This is a genomic window from Calidifontibacter indicus (assembly GCF_003386865.1).
In the GTDB taxonomy this organism is placed as follows: Bacteria; Actinomycetota; Actinomycetes; order Actinomycetales; family Dermatophilaceae; genus Yimella; species Yimella indica.
Window position 1 is genome coordinate 803,846 of sequence record NZ_QTUA01000001.1, and the last position, 16,775, is coordinate 820,620.

At 69.6% G+C, this 16,775-nt stretch carries 13 protein-coding genes; 9 read left to right on the plus strand and 4 right to left on the minus strand.

Translation table 11 applies throughout. The annotated features are described in order from the left end of the window. Window positions 1-84: 84 nt before the first annotated feature. The 4 genes from DFJ65_RS17145 (at window position 85) to DFJ65_RS03825 (ending at window position 4,073) form a co-directional block, all read left to right on the plus strand. Entirely contained in the window at window positions 85-309 is a 225-nt protein-coding gene (locus tag DFJ65_RS17145) for a hypothetical protein (RefSeq protein ID WP_147301302.1), read from the plus strand. A 104-nt stretch (window positions 310-413) separates the two neighbouring features. Further along, window positions 414-1,640, plus strand: a complete 1,227-nt coding sequence (gene pdhA, locus DFJ65_RS03815; protein ID WP_115921883.1) for a pyruvate dehydrogenase (acetyl-transferring) E1 component subunit alpha — start codon at window positions 414-416, stop codon at window positions 1,638-1,640. Between the two features lies 1 nt (window position 1,641). After that, window positions 1,642-2,631: an alpha-ketoacid dehydrogenase subunit beta gene (locus DFJ65_RS03820; RefSeq protein ID WP_115921884.1), complete on the plus strand. Its 990-nt coding sequence runs from the start codon at window positions 1,642-1,644 to the stop codon at window positions 2,629-2,631. 11 nt (window positions 2,632-2,642) lie between these two features. Beyond that, window positions 2,643-4,073 carry a dihydrolipoamide acetyltransferase family protein gene (locus DFJ65_RS03825; RefSeq protein ID WP_115921885.1) on the plus strand — a complete coding sequence of 477 codons (1,431 nt, stop codon included), beginning with the start codon at window positions 2,643-2,645 and terminating at the stop codon, window positions 4,071-4,073. 214 nt (window positions 4,074-4,287) lie between these two features. On the opposite strand, the gene DFJ65_RS03830 is transcribed toward DFJ65_RS03825, so the two are convergent. The 4 genes from DFJ65_RS03830 to DFJ65_RS03845 all read right to left on the minus strand — a co-directional run bounded on the left by DFJ65_RS03830 (window position 4,288) and on the right by DFJ65_RS03845 (window position 8,670). Next, window positions 4,288-5,082, minus strand: a complete 795-nt coding sequence (locus tag DFJ65_RS03830) for an ABC transporter permease (protein WP_115921886.1) — start codon at window positions 5,080-5,082, stop codon at window positions 4,288-4,290. Between the two features lie 249 nt (window positions 5,083-5,331). After that, complete coding sequence (locus tag DFJ65_RS03835; protein ID WP_115921887.1) at window positions 5,332-7,209, minus strand: MDR family MFS transporter; 1,878 nt, start codon at window positions 7,207-7,209, stop codon at window positions 5,332-5,334. Then, the gene (locus tag DFJ65_RS03840) at window positions 7,206-7,679 is read right to left on the minus strand and encodes a MarR family winged helix-turn-helix transcriptional regulator (protein WP_115921888.1); all 474 of its coding nucleotides are present in this window, start codon (window positions 7,677-7,679) and stop codon (window positions 7,206-7,208) included. The genes DFJ65_RS03835 and DFJ65_RS03840 overlap by 4 nt, the downstream gene beginning before the upstream one ends. A gap of 142 nt (window positions 7,680-7,821) precedes the next feature. Continuing rightward, window positions 7,822-8,670, minus strand: a complete 849-nt coding sequence (locus DFJ65_RS03845) for a maleylpyruvate isomerase family mycothiol-dependent enzyme (RefSeq protein WP_115921889.1) — start codon at window positions 8,668-8,670, stop codon at window positions 7,822-7,824. Window positions 8,671-8,748: 78 nt separating this feature from the next. On the opposite strand from DFJ65_RS03845, the gene DFJ65_RS03850 reads away from it, so the two are divergent. From DFJ65_RS03850 to DFJ65_RS03870, 5 genes are all read left to right on the plus strand, one after another. Next, complete coding sequence (locus tag DFJ65_RS03850; protein ID WP_115921890.1) at window positions 8,749-9,465, plus strand: class I SAM-dependent methyltransferase; 717 nt, start codon at window positions 8,749-8,751, stop codon at window positions 9,463-9,465. Beyond that, window positions 9,462-11,432: a bifunctional copper resistance protein CopD/cytochrome c oxidase assembly protein gene (locus tag DFJ65_RS03855; RefSeq protein WP_115921891.1), complete on the plus strand. Its 1,971-nt coding sequence runs from the start codon at window positions 9,462-9,464 to the stop codon at window positions 11,430-11,432. Before DFJ65_RS03850 ends, DFJ65_RS03855 begins: the two co-directional genes overlap by 4 nt. A 1-nt stretch (window position 11,433) precedes the next feature. Then, complete coding sequence (locus tag DFJ65_RS03860; protein ID WP_211308358.1) at window positions 11,434-13,254, plus strand: NHL domain-containing thioredoxin family protein; 1,821 nt, start codon at window positions 11,434-11,436, stop codon at window positions 13,252-13,254. Window positions 13,255-13,356: 102 nt separating this feature from the next. Next, complete coding sequence (gene pta, locus DFJ65_RS03865; RefSeq protein WP_115921892.1) at window positions 13,357-15,453, plus strand: phosphate acetyltransferase; 2,097 nt, start codon at window positions 13,357-13,359, stop codon at window positions 15,451-15,453. Continuing rightward, window positions 15,450-16,634 (plus strand): acetate/propionate family kinase, encoded by a 1,185-nt coding sequence (locus tag DFJ65_RS03870; protein ID WP_115921893.1) that lies wholly within the window; start codon window positions 15,450-15,452, stop codon window positions 16,632-16,634. Before pta ends, DFJ65_RS03870 begins: the two co-directional genes overlap by 4 nt. The last annotated feature ends 141 nt before the right edge of the window (window positions 16,635-16,775 follow it).

The following is a 16,775-nucleotide window of genomic DNA, read 5'->3' on the forward strand; positions in this document are numbered from 1 at the left end:
GTTGTCGAGATCCGCTCGCGTCATGACCCGCGCGGATCTCGATACCTCGCGCGTCTGCCGTGGTCGCCCTGGGGGCATGAGCGGGTGAGTTCCGTCGTCCGCCCGGTGCGCTTGGTGCCGGGCGCGTTGCTCACCCTGTTGCTCTGTGTCCCATCGCTGCTCGCCGACCTGCGGGGCGGTGCCCCGACCCACCCGCGGGGCGGTGCCCCGACCCACCCGCGGGGCGGCGCCCCGACCCAGCCGCGGGCCGGCGCCCCGACCCACCCGCGCGCCCGGGCTGATTCGCGCCCCACCCGGCCCGGGCAGTAGCCTCGGGAGTGGCTTGTGATGTGACCTGAGTCATAGCCGAAAACGTCCGATGCCGGCAGAGCGGTTACCCCCGTACGCCGACAGTGAGACCCACGAGGAGTGGCATGTCCGACCCATCCGAGGTGCGCCAGGGCGGTATGCCCTCCGACCTGCGGCACACGATGCACCACGAGACTTCGGTGCAGCCCAGCATGGAACACGACATCACCGACGGCGGACCCGAGATGGTCCAGTTCGTCGACGGTGACGGCAACCGGCTGGAGACCAACGAGGCCAACGCGCCGTACGCCCGCATCGTCGAGGAGATGACCTCCGAGGATGCGCAGTCGATGTACCGCGACCTCGTGCTGGTGCGCCGGATGGACGCCGAGGGTCACGCCCTGCAGCGCCAGGGCGAGCTCGGGCTCTGGCCCTCGCTGCTCGGCCAGGAGGCCGCCCAGGTCGGCGCGGGGCGCGCGCTCAAGCCGCAGGACTACGCGTTCCCCGGCTATCGCGAGCACGGTGTCGCGTGGTGCCGCGGGGTCGACCCGGTGAACCTGCTCGGCATGTTCCGTGGCGTCAACCACGGCGGGTGGAACTCCAACGAGAACAACTTCCACCTCTACACGATCGTCATCGGCAACCAGATGCTGCACGCCACCGGTTATGCGATGGGCATGCAGCGCGACGGCGTCGTCGGCACAGGCGATCCCGAGAAGGACGCCGCGGTGATGGCGTTCACCGGCGATGGCGGCACCGCGCAGGGTGACTACAACGAGGCGATGGTCTTCGCGAGTGTCGCGAACGCGCCGCTGGTCTTCTTCGTGCAGAACAACCAGTGGGCGATCTCCGAGCCCAACTACAAGCAGTTCCGCATCCCGCCCTACCAGCGCGCTCGCGGTTTCGGCTTCCCCGGCGTGCGGGTCGACGGCAACGACGTGCTCGCGGTGTACGCGGTGACGAAGGCGGCGCTCGACGCCGCGCGCGCCGGTCAGGGCCCCACGCTCATCGAGGCGTTCACCTACCGGATGGGTGCGCACACGACGTCCGACGACCCGACGAAGTACCGCATCGCCTCCGAGGTCGACATCTGGCGGGAGAAAGACCCGATCAAGCGGATGCGCGGGTTCATGGAGGCCAATGGTCACGCCGACCCGGAGTTCTTCGCGCAGGTCGACGCCGAGGCCGACGAACTCGCCGCCCGCATCCGGCGCGAGTGCCAGCAGATGCCCGACCCGGCGCCGCTGACCATGTTCGACAACGTCTACGCCGGCGACCACCCGGTCGTCGCGGCCGAGCGCGAGGAGTTCATCGCCTACCAAGCTTCCTTCGTCGAGGAAGGTGCGAACTGACATGGCAAGCCAGAAGATGACGCTCGCCAAGGGCCTCAACACCGGCCTGCGCAAAGCGATGGAGAACGACCCGAAGGTCGTGCTCATGGGTGAGGACGTCGGCAAGCTCGGCGGTGTCTTCCGCATCACCGAGGGCCTGCAGAAGGACTTCGGCGAAGACCGGGTCATCGACACCCCGCTCGCCGAGTCGGGCATCGTCGGCACCGCGGTCGGCCTCGCGATGCGCGGCTACCGCCCGGTGGCGGAGATCCAGTTCGACGGGTTCATCTACCCGGCGTTCGACCAGATCATCAGCCAGGTCGCCAAGATGCACTACCGCTCGCTCGGCCACCTGAAGCTGCCGATGGTGATCCGGGTGCCGTTCGGCGGCGGCATCGGTGCCGTCGAGCACCACTCCGAGTCGAACGAGGCCTACTTCGCCCACACTGCCGGCCTGCGGGTGGTGAGCTGCTCCGACCCGAGCGACGCCTACTGGATGATCCAGCAGGCGATCGAGACCGACGACCCGGTGCTCTTCTACGAACCCAAGCGCCGCTACCACGAGCGCGCCGAGGTAGACATCGACGACGCCGCGGGTGCGCCGCTCGGCCTGCACCAGGCGCGCGTGGTGCGCGAGGGCACCGACCTGACGCTCGTGACGTACGGCCCGATGGTCAAGACCTGCACCCAGGCGGCCGAAGCCGCTGCGGCAGAAGGACGTTCGCTCGAGGTGATCGACCTGCGCTCGCTGTCGCCGCTGGACCGCGAGACCATTTTCGCCTCGGCCAAGAAGACCGGACGCGTCGTCGTGGTGCACGAGGCCAGCACCTTCCTCGGCATGGGTGCCGAACTCGCCGCTTTGATCCAGGCCGAGTGCTTCTACAACCTCGAGGCACCGGTGCTGCGGGTCGGCGGATACAACCTGCCCTACCCGCCGAGCCGCTTCGAGGAGCACTTCCTGCCCGACCTCGACCGCATCCTCGACTCGGTCGACAAGTCGCTGGCGTTCTGAGGGGAGACGACATGGGTGTGAAGCTGTTCAACCTGCCCGACCCGGGCGAGGGGCTCGTCGAGGCCGACATCGTCACCTGGAAGATCAAGCCGGGCGACGAGGTGAAGGTCAACGACGTCGTCGTCGAGATCGAGACCGCAAAATCGTTGGTGGAGTTGCCGATTCCGTGGGCCGGCGTCGTCGTCGAGCTGCTCGTCGCCGAGGGCGACACGGTCGATGTGGGCAAGGCGATCGTGTCCATCGAGGTGGCCGGGGAGGAGTCCGACGCGCCGGCTGCTCCGGCTGAGCCGGCTGCCGCTCCGGCGGCTGGGTCGTCCGCTCCGGACGCCGGTGAGGAGCGGGTCGCGAACCTCGTGGGGTACGGCGCTGTTGCCGGTGCGACCACGCGGCGTGCGCGTCGTGGTGCGCCTGCTGTGGCTCCGGCTCCGGCTGCCTCCGCTCCGAGTCCGGCGGCTGCCGCTGCGCCGGCTGTTCCGGCCCCGGCCGCCCCGGCTCCCGCTGCGCCGTCCGCGCTGGCGGCCCCGTCCGCGCCGTCCGGCAAGGTGCTCGCCAAGCCGCCGGTGCGAAAGTTCGCCAAGGACAACGGAGTCGACCTGTCCGCGATCACCCCGGCGCGTGCCGACGGGGTCATCACCCGCGCCGAGGTGGAGGCGCACCTCGCCGGTGCGCCGTCCGGAATCTCGCCGGTGGTCGAGCCGGGCGACGCAGCAGCGCGAGTCGAAACCGCCCGCGAGACGCGCACCCCGGTCAAGGGCGTGCGCAAGATGACCGCGCAGGCGATGGTCGGGTCGGCGTTCACCGCGCCGCATGTCACGGAGTTCATCACCGTCGACATGACCCGCGCGATGGAACTCGTCGACCGGCTCAAGGCCGATCGCGAGTTCAAGGGCGTCAAGGTGACTCCGTTGTTGGTGCTCGCCAAGGCGTTGCTCGTCGCGGTGAAGCGCAATCCGCAGATCAACGCGACGTGGGACGAAGCCGCGCAGGAGATCGTGGTCAAGCACTACGTCAACCTCGGCATCGCCGCGTCGACGCCGCGTGGCCTCATCGTGCCGAACATCAAGGACGCCGACCGCATGACCATGCGCGAGCTGGCCGATGCGATGGGCTCGCTGGTCGAGACCGCCCGCGACGGCAAGACCCCGCCGTCCGACATGGCGGGCGGCTCGATCACGATCACCAACGTCGGTGTCTTCGGTGTCGACAACGGCACCCCGATCATCAACCCGGGCGAGGCCGCGATCCTGTGCTTCGGCGCCGTCCGCAAGATGCCGTGGGTGGTGACCGACACGGCGGGCAACGACACGATCGTGCCGCGCCAGGTCACGCAGTTGTCGCTGTCGTTCGACCACCGGCTGGTCGACGGCGACCTCGGCTCGCGCTTCCTGGCCGATGTCGCGGCCCTCATGGAAGACCCCGCTAAGACCCTCGTCTGGGGCTGACCCCCTGGCGAAAGTTTGCGCGATCGCGCGCTTGCGTCGCGAGTCGCGCAAACTTTCGCGGCAGGGCAGCGCGCGAATGCTTGCTTGTCGCTGGTCAGGTCGGGCGCGGGTTCACACGAACTCGCGCCCGACGCGACTTACTCAGCGGTATCGGCGAATACGCCCGAGTAACTCGCGCCTGACGCGACTTGGTGCGCGGACGGTGCCGCGGGGGTTACCCGGGTGCGTGACCCGACGCCACCGCGGGGGACGGTCGGAACAACGAACGCAGATCGTCGCGCAGGAGCCGGCCGCGGATGATGAGTTCGTACTGCGCGAGCGCCGTGCAGCTCTGCGCACACAGCACCCCGAGCAGCACGACCACCTGCGCCATCGTGGCGTCCATCGGCGACCCGCCGCCGAGCATCACGCCCAGGAACGCTCCGGGCAGGGTGACGATGCCGGCGGTCTTCACGCTGTCGATGCCGGGGATCAGCGACTCCTTGATCCGCGGGTGGAGCACCTGCGCGGCCGCGGTCTGCGCGGGCAGGCCGAGGGCAAGGTAGCCCTCGAAGATCTCGTGCTGCTCCTCGAGTGCGCGGAAGGAGTTGCGGCCGCCGAGGGTGTGCACCGACATGATGTTGTTCATCACGACGCCGGCGATCGGGATGAGCGCGACCCCCTTGAACGGGATGGTGCCGGAGAACACCGTCACCGCGAGCACCGGCAGCAGCCCGGCGCCCATCGCGAGCGCGGCCATCGGCGCCTGGCGGCGACTGACGCCGACGCGCCCGACACTGGTCAGCACCGCCATCGTGAACATCGCCACGGTGACCAGCAGCGTTGCCCACAGGTGCGAGATCGCGAACACGATGAGCAGCGCAACCACGACCAACTGGACGATGGAGCGCAGCCCGGCGATCGCGATCGAGGGGGCGAGCCCGGTGCCGGCCCGCCATTCCAGGAGCACGGGGATCGCCAGCAGCAGCACGCAGCACGCGACGAGCGAGATGCCCCAGGTGATGACCACGGGTCGACTTTAGGTGCGATCGCCGACATCGACCTGGGAGGGTTTCGGTTTCGACGCGGATCCTGAGGCCGCTGTGTTCGCGACGAATCCGGCTCAACCACCGGGCGCTACCTGACCGGCGAGATCTGTCACCTCGGCGCCCACTCCTGCTCGGTGGGGGTGCAACACCCCTCGATCGTAGGAGCGGGCACGACGAACCGGGCCCCTCCCCGCGGTGGGGAGAGGCCCGGTTGTGGTGCGAAGGATGGCTCAGTCGGCCAGGTGCTTCGGGGTGGTGTGGCTCGGCGCTTCGACCTCGACGTCGCCGGACGCGGCGTGCTTGGCCGCCGTGTCGGCATCGTCGTCGATCGTGCTGTCGGTGGCGTCGATGTCACAGGCCGCAGCGTTGACGGCCGGAGCCGTGCCCGCCGGCGCGGTGCCCGGCTCGAGACCGGCGAAGTTGTCGCCCGCCTCGTCGGCCGAGGAGCCGCCTTCGGCAGCCTGCTGGCGCATCGCCGCTCCCGCCGACTGCGAGCGCAGCTCGACCTTCGGCATGAGCAGGGTCACCAGGAAGCCGACGAACATAACGGCGGCTGCCGCGATGAAGATCTGCGAGATCGAGTCGGCGAAGCCGACCTTGAACGGGTGGCCGACCACGTCGGACATCTTGCTGATGATCGACGAGTCGTCCTGCACCTGCGCCATGATCTTCGTGTCGCCCTTGAGCACGCCCGCGTTGTACGGGTTCTGCAGCAGCGACGGGTCCTTCGCGACGGCCGCCTGGATGCCCGGCATCGCCGTCTTGAAGGCGGACGAGATCTTGTCGCCGACAGTGCTGAACAGGATCGACAGGAAGACCGCGACACCGAGCGTGCCACCGAGCTGACGGAAGAACGTGGCGGCCGAGGTGGCCACACCGATCTCCTGCGGCGGCACGGCGTTCTGCACGATGAGCGTCAGCGGCTGCATGCAGTTACCGATACCCACACCGAGCACCAGCATGTAGGCCATGACGACAGCCAGGTTGGTGTCGGCGTCCACCGTCCACAGCAGCGCCATCGCGATGACCGCGATCGCGGTGCCGATGATCGGGAACGGACGGATGATGCCGGTCTTGGCGGTGATGAAACCGGACGTCATCGCCATGCTCATCATGCCGACCACCATCGGCAGCATCATCAGACCCGACATCATCGGGGACGCGCCGTGCACGATCTGCATGTAGAGCGGCAGCACCATCATCGCGCCGAACATGCCGAGGCCGACGATGATCGAGGCCACGATCGTGACGCTCACCGCGCGGATGCGGAAGATGCGCAGCGGGATCAGCGCGTCGTCGCCCATCGCCCGTTCGGCGAGGTAGAACGCGATGACACCGATCGCACCGATGACGTAGGCGATGATCGCGTTGGTCGAACCCCAACCCCAGGTGCGGCCCTGCTCGGCAACGGTGAGCAGCGGAACCAGCGCGACGACGAGTGCGGCGGCGCCCCACCAGTCGATGCGGGCCTCGCGGCGCACGTGGTGCAGGTGGAGAGTGCGGCTGACGACGAACATCGCGGCGATGCCGAGCGGCACGTTGACCAGGAACACCCAGCGCCAACCGGTGATGCCGACGATCGAGCTGGTCTCGGCGAACAGGCCGCCGATGACCGGGCCGAGCACCGAGCTGGTGGCGAAGGTGGCCATGAAGTAGCCGGTGTACTTCGCGCGCTCACGCGGCGGCACGATGTCGCCGATGATCGCGAGGGCCAGCGTGAACAGGCCACCGGCGCCGATGCCCTGCACCGCACGGAAGACGGCGAGCATGGTCATCGAGGTGGCGAACGCGCAGGCGAACGAGCCGATCACGAACACGGTGATGGCGAACAGGAACAGCTTCTTGCGGCCGTACAGGTCGCCGAGCTTGCCGTAGATCGGCGTCGCGATGGTCGAGGTGATGAGGTAGGCGGTGGTGACCCAGGCCTGCATCGACAGGCCGTGGAGTTCGTCACCGATGGTGCGGATGGCGGTCGACACAATGGTCTGGTCGAGGGCTGCCAGGAACATGCCCATGAGCAGACCCATCAGGATCCGCATGATCTGACTGTGGGTGTATTCGCCGTCGGACGGTGCCGAGGGCTTCACAGCGGCGGTGGCGGTGCTCATGCGTCCTCCTTTCCGGGGGAGTTTCGTCGTTCGAGTTCAGTGGTGAGAGTGGAGTCGAAGCGGGCGAGGTAGGAGGCGAACTCCTTCACCTCGGCGGTGGTCCACCCGTCGAGCATTTCCCGGAACCATTCGGCTCGACTGGCCGCCAGGTCGTCGATGACTCGGCGTCCTTCGGCGGTGAGACGCACCACCTGGGCGCGTCCGTCGGCGGGATCGGCGACCTTCTCCGCGATGCCGGCGGACACCAGGTGGGTGATCTGCCGGCTGACCGTGGAGACGTCGGAGTGGATGCACGTCGCGATGTCCGACACTCGCTGCTCGTCACGCTTCAGCGCGAGCAACACCGGGTAGGCCGAGACGTCGACGGCGGGATGGAAGCGTGGCACGAGGTGCCGCAGCGCGGTCAGCTTCTTCATGACGTGGATGAGGTCGGTGGCGAGTTCGCCCGCGACCTCGGAACTGATGGACATGAATCACCTCACACTTGTTTGCAACAAGCAACTATATGGATAGTTGGTCGCTGCAATCAAATGGAAGGGGCGTGATGTGCACCACCGTCCGTTGCAGGTACGACGGAGGACGGTGGGATCGGTCGGGCGCGTCAGGGGGTGGTTAGGGGGTGACGGCGATGGCGTCGAGCAGCATCCGGGCGAGGTCCTCGTCGCCGTCGACGGCGTAGCGCAGGTCGGACGTCGGGATGCGGCCGGCGCCGCGGCGGGTGAACGCCTCGGTGGTGAGGCGGATGGTGGTCGCCTCGCCCTCGTGCGCGTCGTCGGCGTAGGAGTCGCCGGAGAACAGCTCCTCGCCGTACGGCTTGCCGTCGCGTTCGACGATGCGCACTCCGCCACGTCCCTGCACCGGACCGGTGGTCTCGACGATCACCGTGCTGCCGACCGGCAGACCCGACCGCGCGGCCAGGATCGGCAGCGCCGTGAACAGCCGCTGGCTGAACAGTGCCGCGCCGGGGGAGTCGAGGTTGCCGGGGCGGTTGAGCGCCTGGCGGATGTCTTGTTCGTGGCACCAGATGTCGACGGTGCGCAGCGACACCAGGTCGCCCGGACGGCGCGGGCCGACCGGCGTCTCGATGGGTTCGTCGGGGTCGAGGGCGAGCATCTCGTGCAACACCGCGACCCGCTGCGGGAAGAGTTCCTGCCATTCGGCGACGACCGCGGGGCCCTCGCCGTCACGGCGCGCTTCGACGTGCGTCTCCATGAAGCGTCCGAAGTCGCTCTTGATCCACGGGTGATCGGGCACCTCGATGTCGGGCTGCTCGGCTCCGTTGAAGATCGCTTCGAGGCCGACCACGTGGGCGATCTGATCTTGTACGGTCCAGCCCGGGCACTGCGTCTCGCGGGCGAAGTCGTCGTCGTGGCAGGTCAGACCCAGATCGAGCACGGCCTGGCCGGTGTTGGAGTAGGCCTCGATCAGTTCGCCGAGGTCGGACGGGGCTGCGGGGTGCATGTGTCCAGGTTAGGTGTCCGCGTCCGCCGGGAGGCCGAAGGCGCCCACCGCCCGCCGAAGTACCCTGCTTCGGTGGGCATGATCTCCAACGACGCGGCCTCCCTGGCGACGCAGTACGACACCACCGACCGGCTCTCCACGAGGGCATCGGTGTGGCGCGACACCCCCGACGGACGCAGCCCGCGGCGCGCGGCGTTCGCGGCGGTGGTGGCTGCCGCGCCGTCCGATTACCTCGAGATCGGCTGTGGCACGGGAGAATTCGTGGCCGAGGTGAGCGAGGCGTTGCCCCAGGCGAGGACCGTCGCCACCGACCGCTCGGAGACGATGGCGCTCGCGACCGCCCGGCGCGGCGTGCTCACCCAAGTGGCGCTCGCCGACGACCTGCCCTTTGCCGACGCGTCCTTCGACGTGGTCTACGCGGGCTGGATGCTCTACCACGTGCCCGACGTCGACGCCGCGCTCGCCGAGGTGCGTCGGGTGCTGCGCCCCGGCGGCACCTTCGTCGCGGCGACCAACGGCGATCGGCATCTGGCCGACCTGCTGACCGAGGCCGGCGGCACCCGGCTGCTCACCGGTTTCTCCAGCGAGAACGGCGAGCAGCAACTCGCGCCGCACTTCGGCGACATCGCCCGCGAAGACTTCGACACCCGCGCCCACTTCACCGATCACGCCGCGGCGCAGGCCTACCTGGCCACCTTCTCGCCCGAACTCGCCGACGGGCTGCCGCCGTTCGAGGGTGAGCGCGAGTACGTCGGCGCGAGCACTGTCTTCGTCGCGAGGTTGCCTCGCGCATGACCGTCCGCCGTGCCCTCATCCCGTTCGCGACGGCCCTCGCGCTCGTCGTCACCGCCCTCGCCGTGATCCTCGGCGGCGCCGCCAAGCCCCTCGAACTGCTCGACCCCGGACCCCTCGTCCGGTGGGGGGTGCCGTTGGCCCGCACCGTGCACGACCTGGCCGCGGCGCTGACCGTCGGCTCGCTGCTGCTCGGTGGGCTGCTCGTGCCCGAGTCGAAAACGACCGCCCGCCGGCAGACAGCCGGCCGGATCGCCGCCTGGAGCGCGCTGGTCTGGGCGCTCGCCGGCTTCGTGCGCGCGATCTTCGCCTACGGCGACGCCGCCGGTGTGTCGGTCGGCTCGCCCGGATTCTGGAGCGGAGCCTGGAAGTTCACCTGGGAGCTCGAGGTGCTGCGCGCGCCGGCGATCACCGCGGTGGCCGCGGCGGTGATCAGTGCCTGGTGCTTCCTGCGTCCGCGGCGCAACGGCCTCGCCTGGGCGTTCTTCGCCTCGCTCGTGGCGCTCTGGCCGCTGGCTCTGTCGGGTCACGCGGCGGGCAGCAGCGACCACGAGACGGGCGTCGATTCGCTTGCGGTGCACCTGCTCTCGGTGACCGTCTGGGTCGGTGGCATCGCCGCGATCGCGATCATGTGGGACTCCCTCGGCAAAGCCGCCGCCGTCACCTTGCAGCGTTTCTCCCCCGTCGCGGTGTGGTGTTACGTCGGGGTCGCCGCCTCCGGTGTGCTCGCCGCGACGCTCCGCCTGTCGTCGCTCGGCGACCTGGTCAGCGCCTACGGCGCACTGCTGATCCTCAAGGCCGTCGCGCTCGTCGGGCTCGGCCTGCTCGGCGCGCAGCAGCGGCGCGCGGTGGTCGCCAAGCTGACCCAAGACCCGTCCGATCGCCCGGCCCGGGCGCTCGCCGTGCGGCTCGCCACCGTCGAGGTGGCGCTCATGGCCACCGCGATCGGCCTCGCCACCGCCCTCGCGCGCACCGCCCCGCCGGTGGTGGCGCAGGAGTCGAGCGACCCCGTCGTCGCCATCACCGGCTACCCGGCACCCCCGCCGATCAGCACCGCCGAGATCTTCGGTTCGTGGCGCACCCAGTGGCTGTTCACGACGGTCGCGATCGTCGCGGTGTTCGTCTACCTGGGCTGGGTGCGGCGACTCACCAAGCGCGGCGACACGTGGCCGATCGACCGCACCGTCTGCTGGGTCGCCGGGTGGGCGCTGTTCCTGTTCATGGTCGACGGCGGCCCCGGCGTCTACGGACGCGTGATGTTCTCGGCCCACATGGCCGAGCACATGATGCTGTCGATGGTCGTGCCGATCTTCCTGGTGCGCGGCGCCGCGGTGACGCTCGCGCTGCGTGCGCTGCCGAAGCGTCCGGACAAAACGCTCGGCCCGCGCGAACTCATCCTCGCGTCGGTGCATTCGCGGGTGCTCAACGTGGTGGCCAACCCGGCGATCATCGCCACGATCGTGCTCGGCACGCTGATCCTCTTCTACTACACGGGCTGGTTCGAGTTCGCCCTCACGACCCACACGGGGCACGTGACGATGGTGATCCACTTCCTGCTGTCGGGCTACCTGTTCGCCTGGGCGCTCGTCGGCATCGACCCGGGCCCGCGCAAGTGGCCGGCGCCGATCCGGCTGCTCGTGCTGCTGGTGACGGTCGCCTTCCACGCGTTCTTCGGGGTGGCGCTGATGACCGGCACCGACATCCTCGGCGGCGACTTCTTCAGCCGCGTCAACCTGCCCTACGTGTCGAACATCCTCGTCGACCAGCAGCGGGCCGGCACGGTGGCGTGGGGTGTCGGTGAGGTGCCGACTCTCGTGCTGACGATGCTCATCGCGCTCGAGTGGTACCGCACCGACAAGAAGGACGCGCGGCGGCAGGAGCGTCAGGCGCAGCGCGACGGGGACGCCGAACTCAACGCCTACAACGACTACCTCGCCACCCTCGGGCGCGGGAAGGGCAAGGACTCCTGACGTGACCGACGGACTGCGCCTGCGGGCACCCGAACTGCGCGGACGGCGCTGGCTCAACACCGGCGGCGTCGACCTCGACCTCGCGGCCCTGCGCGGACGCGTCGTCGTGCTCGATTTCTGGACCTTCTGCTGCGTCAACTGTCTGCACGTGCTCGACGAACTGCGGCCGCTGGACCAGGAGTTCGCCGACTCGCTGGTGATCGTCGGGGTGCACTCGCCGAAGTTCGAGCACGAGGGTCGACCGGAGGCGGTCGAAGCGGCCGTGGAGCGCTACGCGGTGCACCACCCGGTGCTCGACGACCCCGAGCTGGTGACCTGGGACGCGTACACCGCGCGGGCCTGGCCCACGCTGGTCGTGATCGACCCGGAGGGCTACATCGTCGGTCAGATGTCGGGTGAGGGACACGCTCACGGACTCGCCACCCTCGTGCGCGAACTGATTGCCGAGCACTCCGCCAAAGGCACTCTGCGCCAGGGCGATTCGCCGTACGTCGCGGCTGACGAGCAGGCCACCGCCCTGCGCTTCCCAGGAAAGGTGGCGCAGCTGGCCGACGGTTCGTTCGTGGTGAGCGACACCGCTCATCACGAGGTGGTGCACCTCGAGGCCGATCTGGTCACTGAGCGGGCCCGTTACGGCGGGGAGGGCGTGTTCAACGAGCCGCAGGGTGTGTTGGTGCTCCCGCCGGAAGCCGTCGATCGCCTCGGCTACGACCTGCTGGTCGCCGACACCGTCAATCACCGCATCGCCTCGATCCGCTTGTCGGACGGCCGAATTCGCACCGAAGCGGGCACCGGCGAGCAGTTGCGCGAGCGTTCGGGAAGCGGCCCGGCACTCAAGCAGGCGCTGTCCTCCCCGTGGGATCTCGCGTGGTGGATCGACCGGGCCGTCATCGCGATGGCGGGCACCCATCAGTTGTGGGCGTTGCATCTTGCGGCAGACCCGGCCGACAGCACGGTGGCGGTGCTGGCCGGCACCAGCGCGGAGGGCTTGCGCGACGGCGTCGCCGACGAGGCATGGCTCGCCCAGCCGTCCGGTCTGGCGACCTCGCGCGACGGCAAGCGGGTGTGGATCGCCGACTCCGAGACCTCGGCGTTGCGCTCGATCGAGTTGACGGACAACGGTTTCGAGCTCACCACCCACGTCGGCGAGGGGCTGTTCGACTTCGGCTTCGTCGACGGCGCACGAGCCGACGCGCGCATGCAACACCCGCTCGGCGTCGCCGAGGCAGCGGACGGCGCGGTGCTGGTGGCCGACACCTACAACGGCGCGGTGCGCCGGTTCGACCCGGCGACCGGGCTGCTCTCGACCGTGCTCACCGACCTCGCCGAACCCAGTGACCTGCTGCCGCTCGACGACGGCACCGTGGTGGTCGTCGAATCGGCGGCGCATCGCGTCGACCGGCGCCGGCTGCCAGCTTCTGCGACGGCCGGCGGCGATCGAGGCAGCGTGCGCCGCGCCGCCACCGATGTCTCGCCCGGCACGCTCGAACTGCAGGTCAACTTCGCCCCGCCCACCGGCCAGAAGCTCGACGACCGGTACGGCGACCCGACGATGCTGATGGTCTCCTCGACCCCGGAGGCGCTGCTGCGCGCCGGCGCCGGTCGCGCCGAGGGCCTGGCCCGAGCGCTCGAGATCGACCCGACCGTCGGCGACGGCGTGCTGCACATCAGCGTGCGGGCCGCGGCCTGCGACGCGTCGGGGCCCGACGGCGAGGTGCCCGAGCACGCCGCCTGCCATCTCTACCAACAGGACTGGGGCATCCCGGTGCGGGTGGTCGACGGCGGCGACGACCGGCTCGAACTCGACCTGCGCGGGGTCTGACCGCCGACGGAACGCCTGCTCACCGAGGGAACTCCGAACACGGCGTTCCTTCGGGGACGAGGCGTTCCCTGGACGAGGCGGGATGGACCATAGACTCGGGCCATGGCTCGCAGCGTCTTCGTGACCTCCGCCGAGGGGCAGGCCGGCAAGTCGACCGTCGCCCTCGGACTCCTGCAACTGCTCGCCCGTGAAGCCCGCTCGGTGGGCATCTTCCGGCCGGTCACCACGACGCTCGGTGAACGCGACGCGATCGTCGAGCTCATGCTCGCCCGCGCCGGCGGCCACCAGTCGTACGAGTCGGCCATCGGCGTCGGCTACCAGGAGACGCACGGCAACGAGGAGGAGTCGCTCACCCGCATCGTCGAGCGCTTCCACGCGCTGAGCGCCGACCACGACGTGGTGCTCGTGCTGGGCAGCGACTTCCGCGATGTGTCGGCCGGGGCGGAGGCGGCGTTCAACGCGATGATCGCGGCCAACCTCGGCACCCCGGTGGTGCTCGTCGTGCCGGCCTTCGCACGCAGCGTCAAGGACATCACCACGATCGCCGAGATCGCGATCGACGGACTGCACGACCACCACGCCAATCCCGTTGCGATCGTGGTGAACCGGGCCAACAGCGCCGACGCCGACGCGATCCGGGACGCGTTCGGCGCCTCGCCCAAGCTGGGTGAGCTGACGTTGGCGGGGGTGCTGCCGGAGAACCCGCTGCTCGATGCCCCGACCGTCGGCGACCTGCTCGACGCCTGCCACGGCGTGCTGGTGCAGGGCAATCCCGAGTGGTTGCACCGGGAGGCGCAGGGCTTCGTGATCGCGGCCATGTCGATGCCGAACGTGCTGACCCGGCTGGTCGACGACGTCACGGTGATCGCGCCCGGCGACCGTTACGACATCCTCCCGGGGCTGGTGCTGGCCCACCAGTCGGGCACCTTCCCGGCGCTTTCGTCGATCATCCTCACCGGCGGCTACCGTCCGCCGGCGCCGGTGCAGCAACTGCTGGACGGCGCGCGCCTCGACCTGCCGGTCATCGTCACCGAGCTCGACACCTTCGCCACCGCGGCGCAGCTGTCGCGGGTGAAGGGACGGATGCGGCCGGAGGCGCGGGCGAAGGTGGAGGCGGCGTTGCGTAACTTCGCCGACCACGCCGACGAGTCGGCCCTGCTCGAACGCATCGACGTCGGCGACTCGGCCGCCGTCACCCCGTTGATGTTCGGCCACCGCCTGATGGAGCGGGCCCGCTCGCAGCGCAAGCGGATCGTGCTCCCGGAGGGTGACGACCCGCGCGTGCTGCAGGCGGCCGACGCTGTGCTGCGCCGGGGCATCGCCGACCTCACCATCGTCGGCGACGAGACCCACATCCGGTCGCTCGCATCGTCGATCGGCGCCGACATCAGTGGGGCGCAGCTGCTTTCGCCGAACGATCCGGAGCTGGTGCATGAGTTCGCCACCGAGTACGCCAAGCTGCGCGCGCACAAGGGCATGACGGTGGAGCAGGCCCGCGAGATCGTCACCGACGTCTCCTACTTCGGCACGATGATGGTGCACCTCGGCAAGGCCGACGGCATGGTCAGCGGCGCCGCGCACACGACCGCCCACACCATCAAGCCGGCCTTCGAGATCATCCGGACGGTGCCCGGCACCAAGGTGGTCTCCAGCGTCTTCCTCATGTGCCTGGCCGACGAGGTGCTCGTCTACGGCGACTGCGCCGTGAACCCCGACCCGACCGCCGAGCAACTCGCCGACATCGCGATCTCGTCGGCGCACACGGCGCGGCAGTTCGACATCACTGCGCGGGTGGCGATGCTGTCGTACTCCACCGGCAGCTCCGGCCACGGGGCCGATGTCGACAAGGTGCGCACCGCCACCGAGTTGGTGCGCGAGCGCGACCCGCAGCTGCTGGTCGAGGGACCGATCCAGTACGACGCGGCGGTCGAACCGTCGGTGGCCCGGTCGAAGATGCCCGACTCGCCGGTGGCGGGCCGCGCCACCGTGCTGATCTTCCCCGACCTCAACACCGGCAACAACACCTACAAGGCAGTACAGCGCAGCGCCGGTGCGATCGCGATCGGCCCGGTGTTGCAGGGCCTCAACAAGCCGGTCAACGATCTGTCCCGAGGCGCACTGGTCGACGACATCATCAACACGGTGGCCATCACCGCGATCCAGGCCCAGTCGATGGGCACCACCGGAGGAGACGCATGAGCAACGTCCTGGTCATCAACGCCGGGTCCTCGTCGCTGAAGTACCAGCTCGTCGACCCCGAGTCGGGCGACGCCGCGGCGAAGGGCCTCATCGAACGGGTCGGCACCTCCGGCGGCCACCTCAAGCACGAGTCGGGGAAGCAGGTCGACGAGCGCGACATCGACGTGCCCGACCACACCGCAGCGGTCGCCGCGATGCGCGAGGCGATCGAGCGCGGCGGCATCACCCTCGGGCCCGACACCGTCGCCGCGGTCGGGCACCGCATCGTGCACGGCGGCCGCAACTTCACCGAGCCGACCCTCATCGACGAGCGGGTCGAGAGCGAGATCGAGCGGGTGTCGGTGCTGGCGCCGCTGCACAACCCGGCCGGGCTGGCCGGCATACGCAGTGCCCGCGAGGCGTTCCCCGACCTGCCGCACGTCGCCGTCTTCGACACAGCGTTCTTCGCCGACCTCCCGGCGCCCGCCGCGACGTACGCCATCGACCGGACGGTCACCCGCGAGCACGCGATCCGCCGGTACGGCTTCCACGGCACCTCGCACGAATACGTCTCCGCACAGGTCGCCCGCTTCCTCGGCCGCGACGACCTCAGGCAGGTCGTGCTGCACCTCGGCAACGGGGCCAGCGCCTCGGCCGTGCTCGCCGGTCGTCCGGTGGAGACCTCGATGGGCCTCACCCCGCTCGAGGGTCTGGTCATGGGCACCAGATCGGGTGACATCGACCCCGGAATCCCGTTGCACCTCAGCCGCGTTGCGGGCCTCGACGTCGACGGCATCGACGATCTCCTGAACCGCCGGTCGGGCATCTACGGGCTGAGCGGTCACCGCGACTTCCGCGACCTGGTGAGCGCCAAGGACGGCGGCGACGACGACGCCCGGCTCGCGTTCGAGGTCTACGTCCACCGGCTGGTGAAGTACGTCGGTGCCTACGCCGCGGTGCTCGGCGGGATCGACGCGCTCACCTTCGCCGCCGGCGTCGGGGAGAACTCGGCGCCGCTGCGCGCGGCGGTGCTGGAACGACTCGGATTCCTCGGGCTCACCCTCGACCCGCACCGCAACGAGGAGCGCTCCGGGCAGGCCCGCCGGGTCGACTCGGGGGAGGGGCTACCGGCCGTGCTGGTGGTGCCGACGAACGAGGAATGGGCCATCGCCCGGCACGCCGTCGAGACCGCCCGGACATGAAGAACTCCGTTGGTTGCGGCGGGCTATCCAACGCCGCAACCAACGGAGTTCGAACAATGTAACGCGGCCGCGGGCGGTTCGGTTCCATTTCCCACGACGCGTGTTCACGAACGTGTCGTTTCCGTGACCTTGACACCGGGT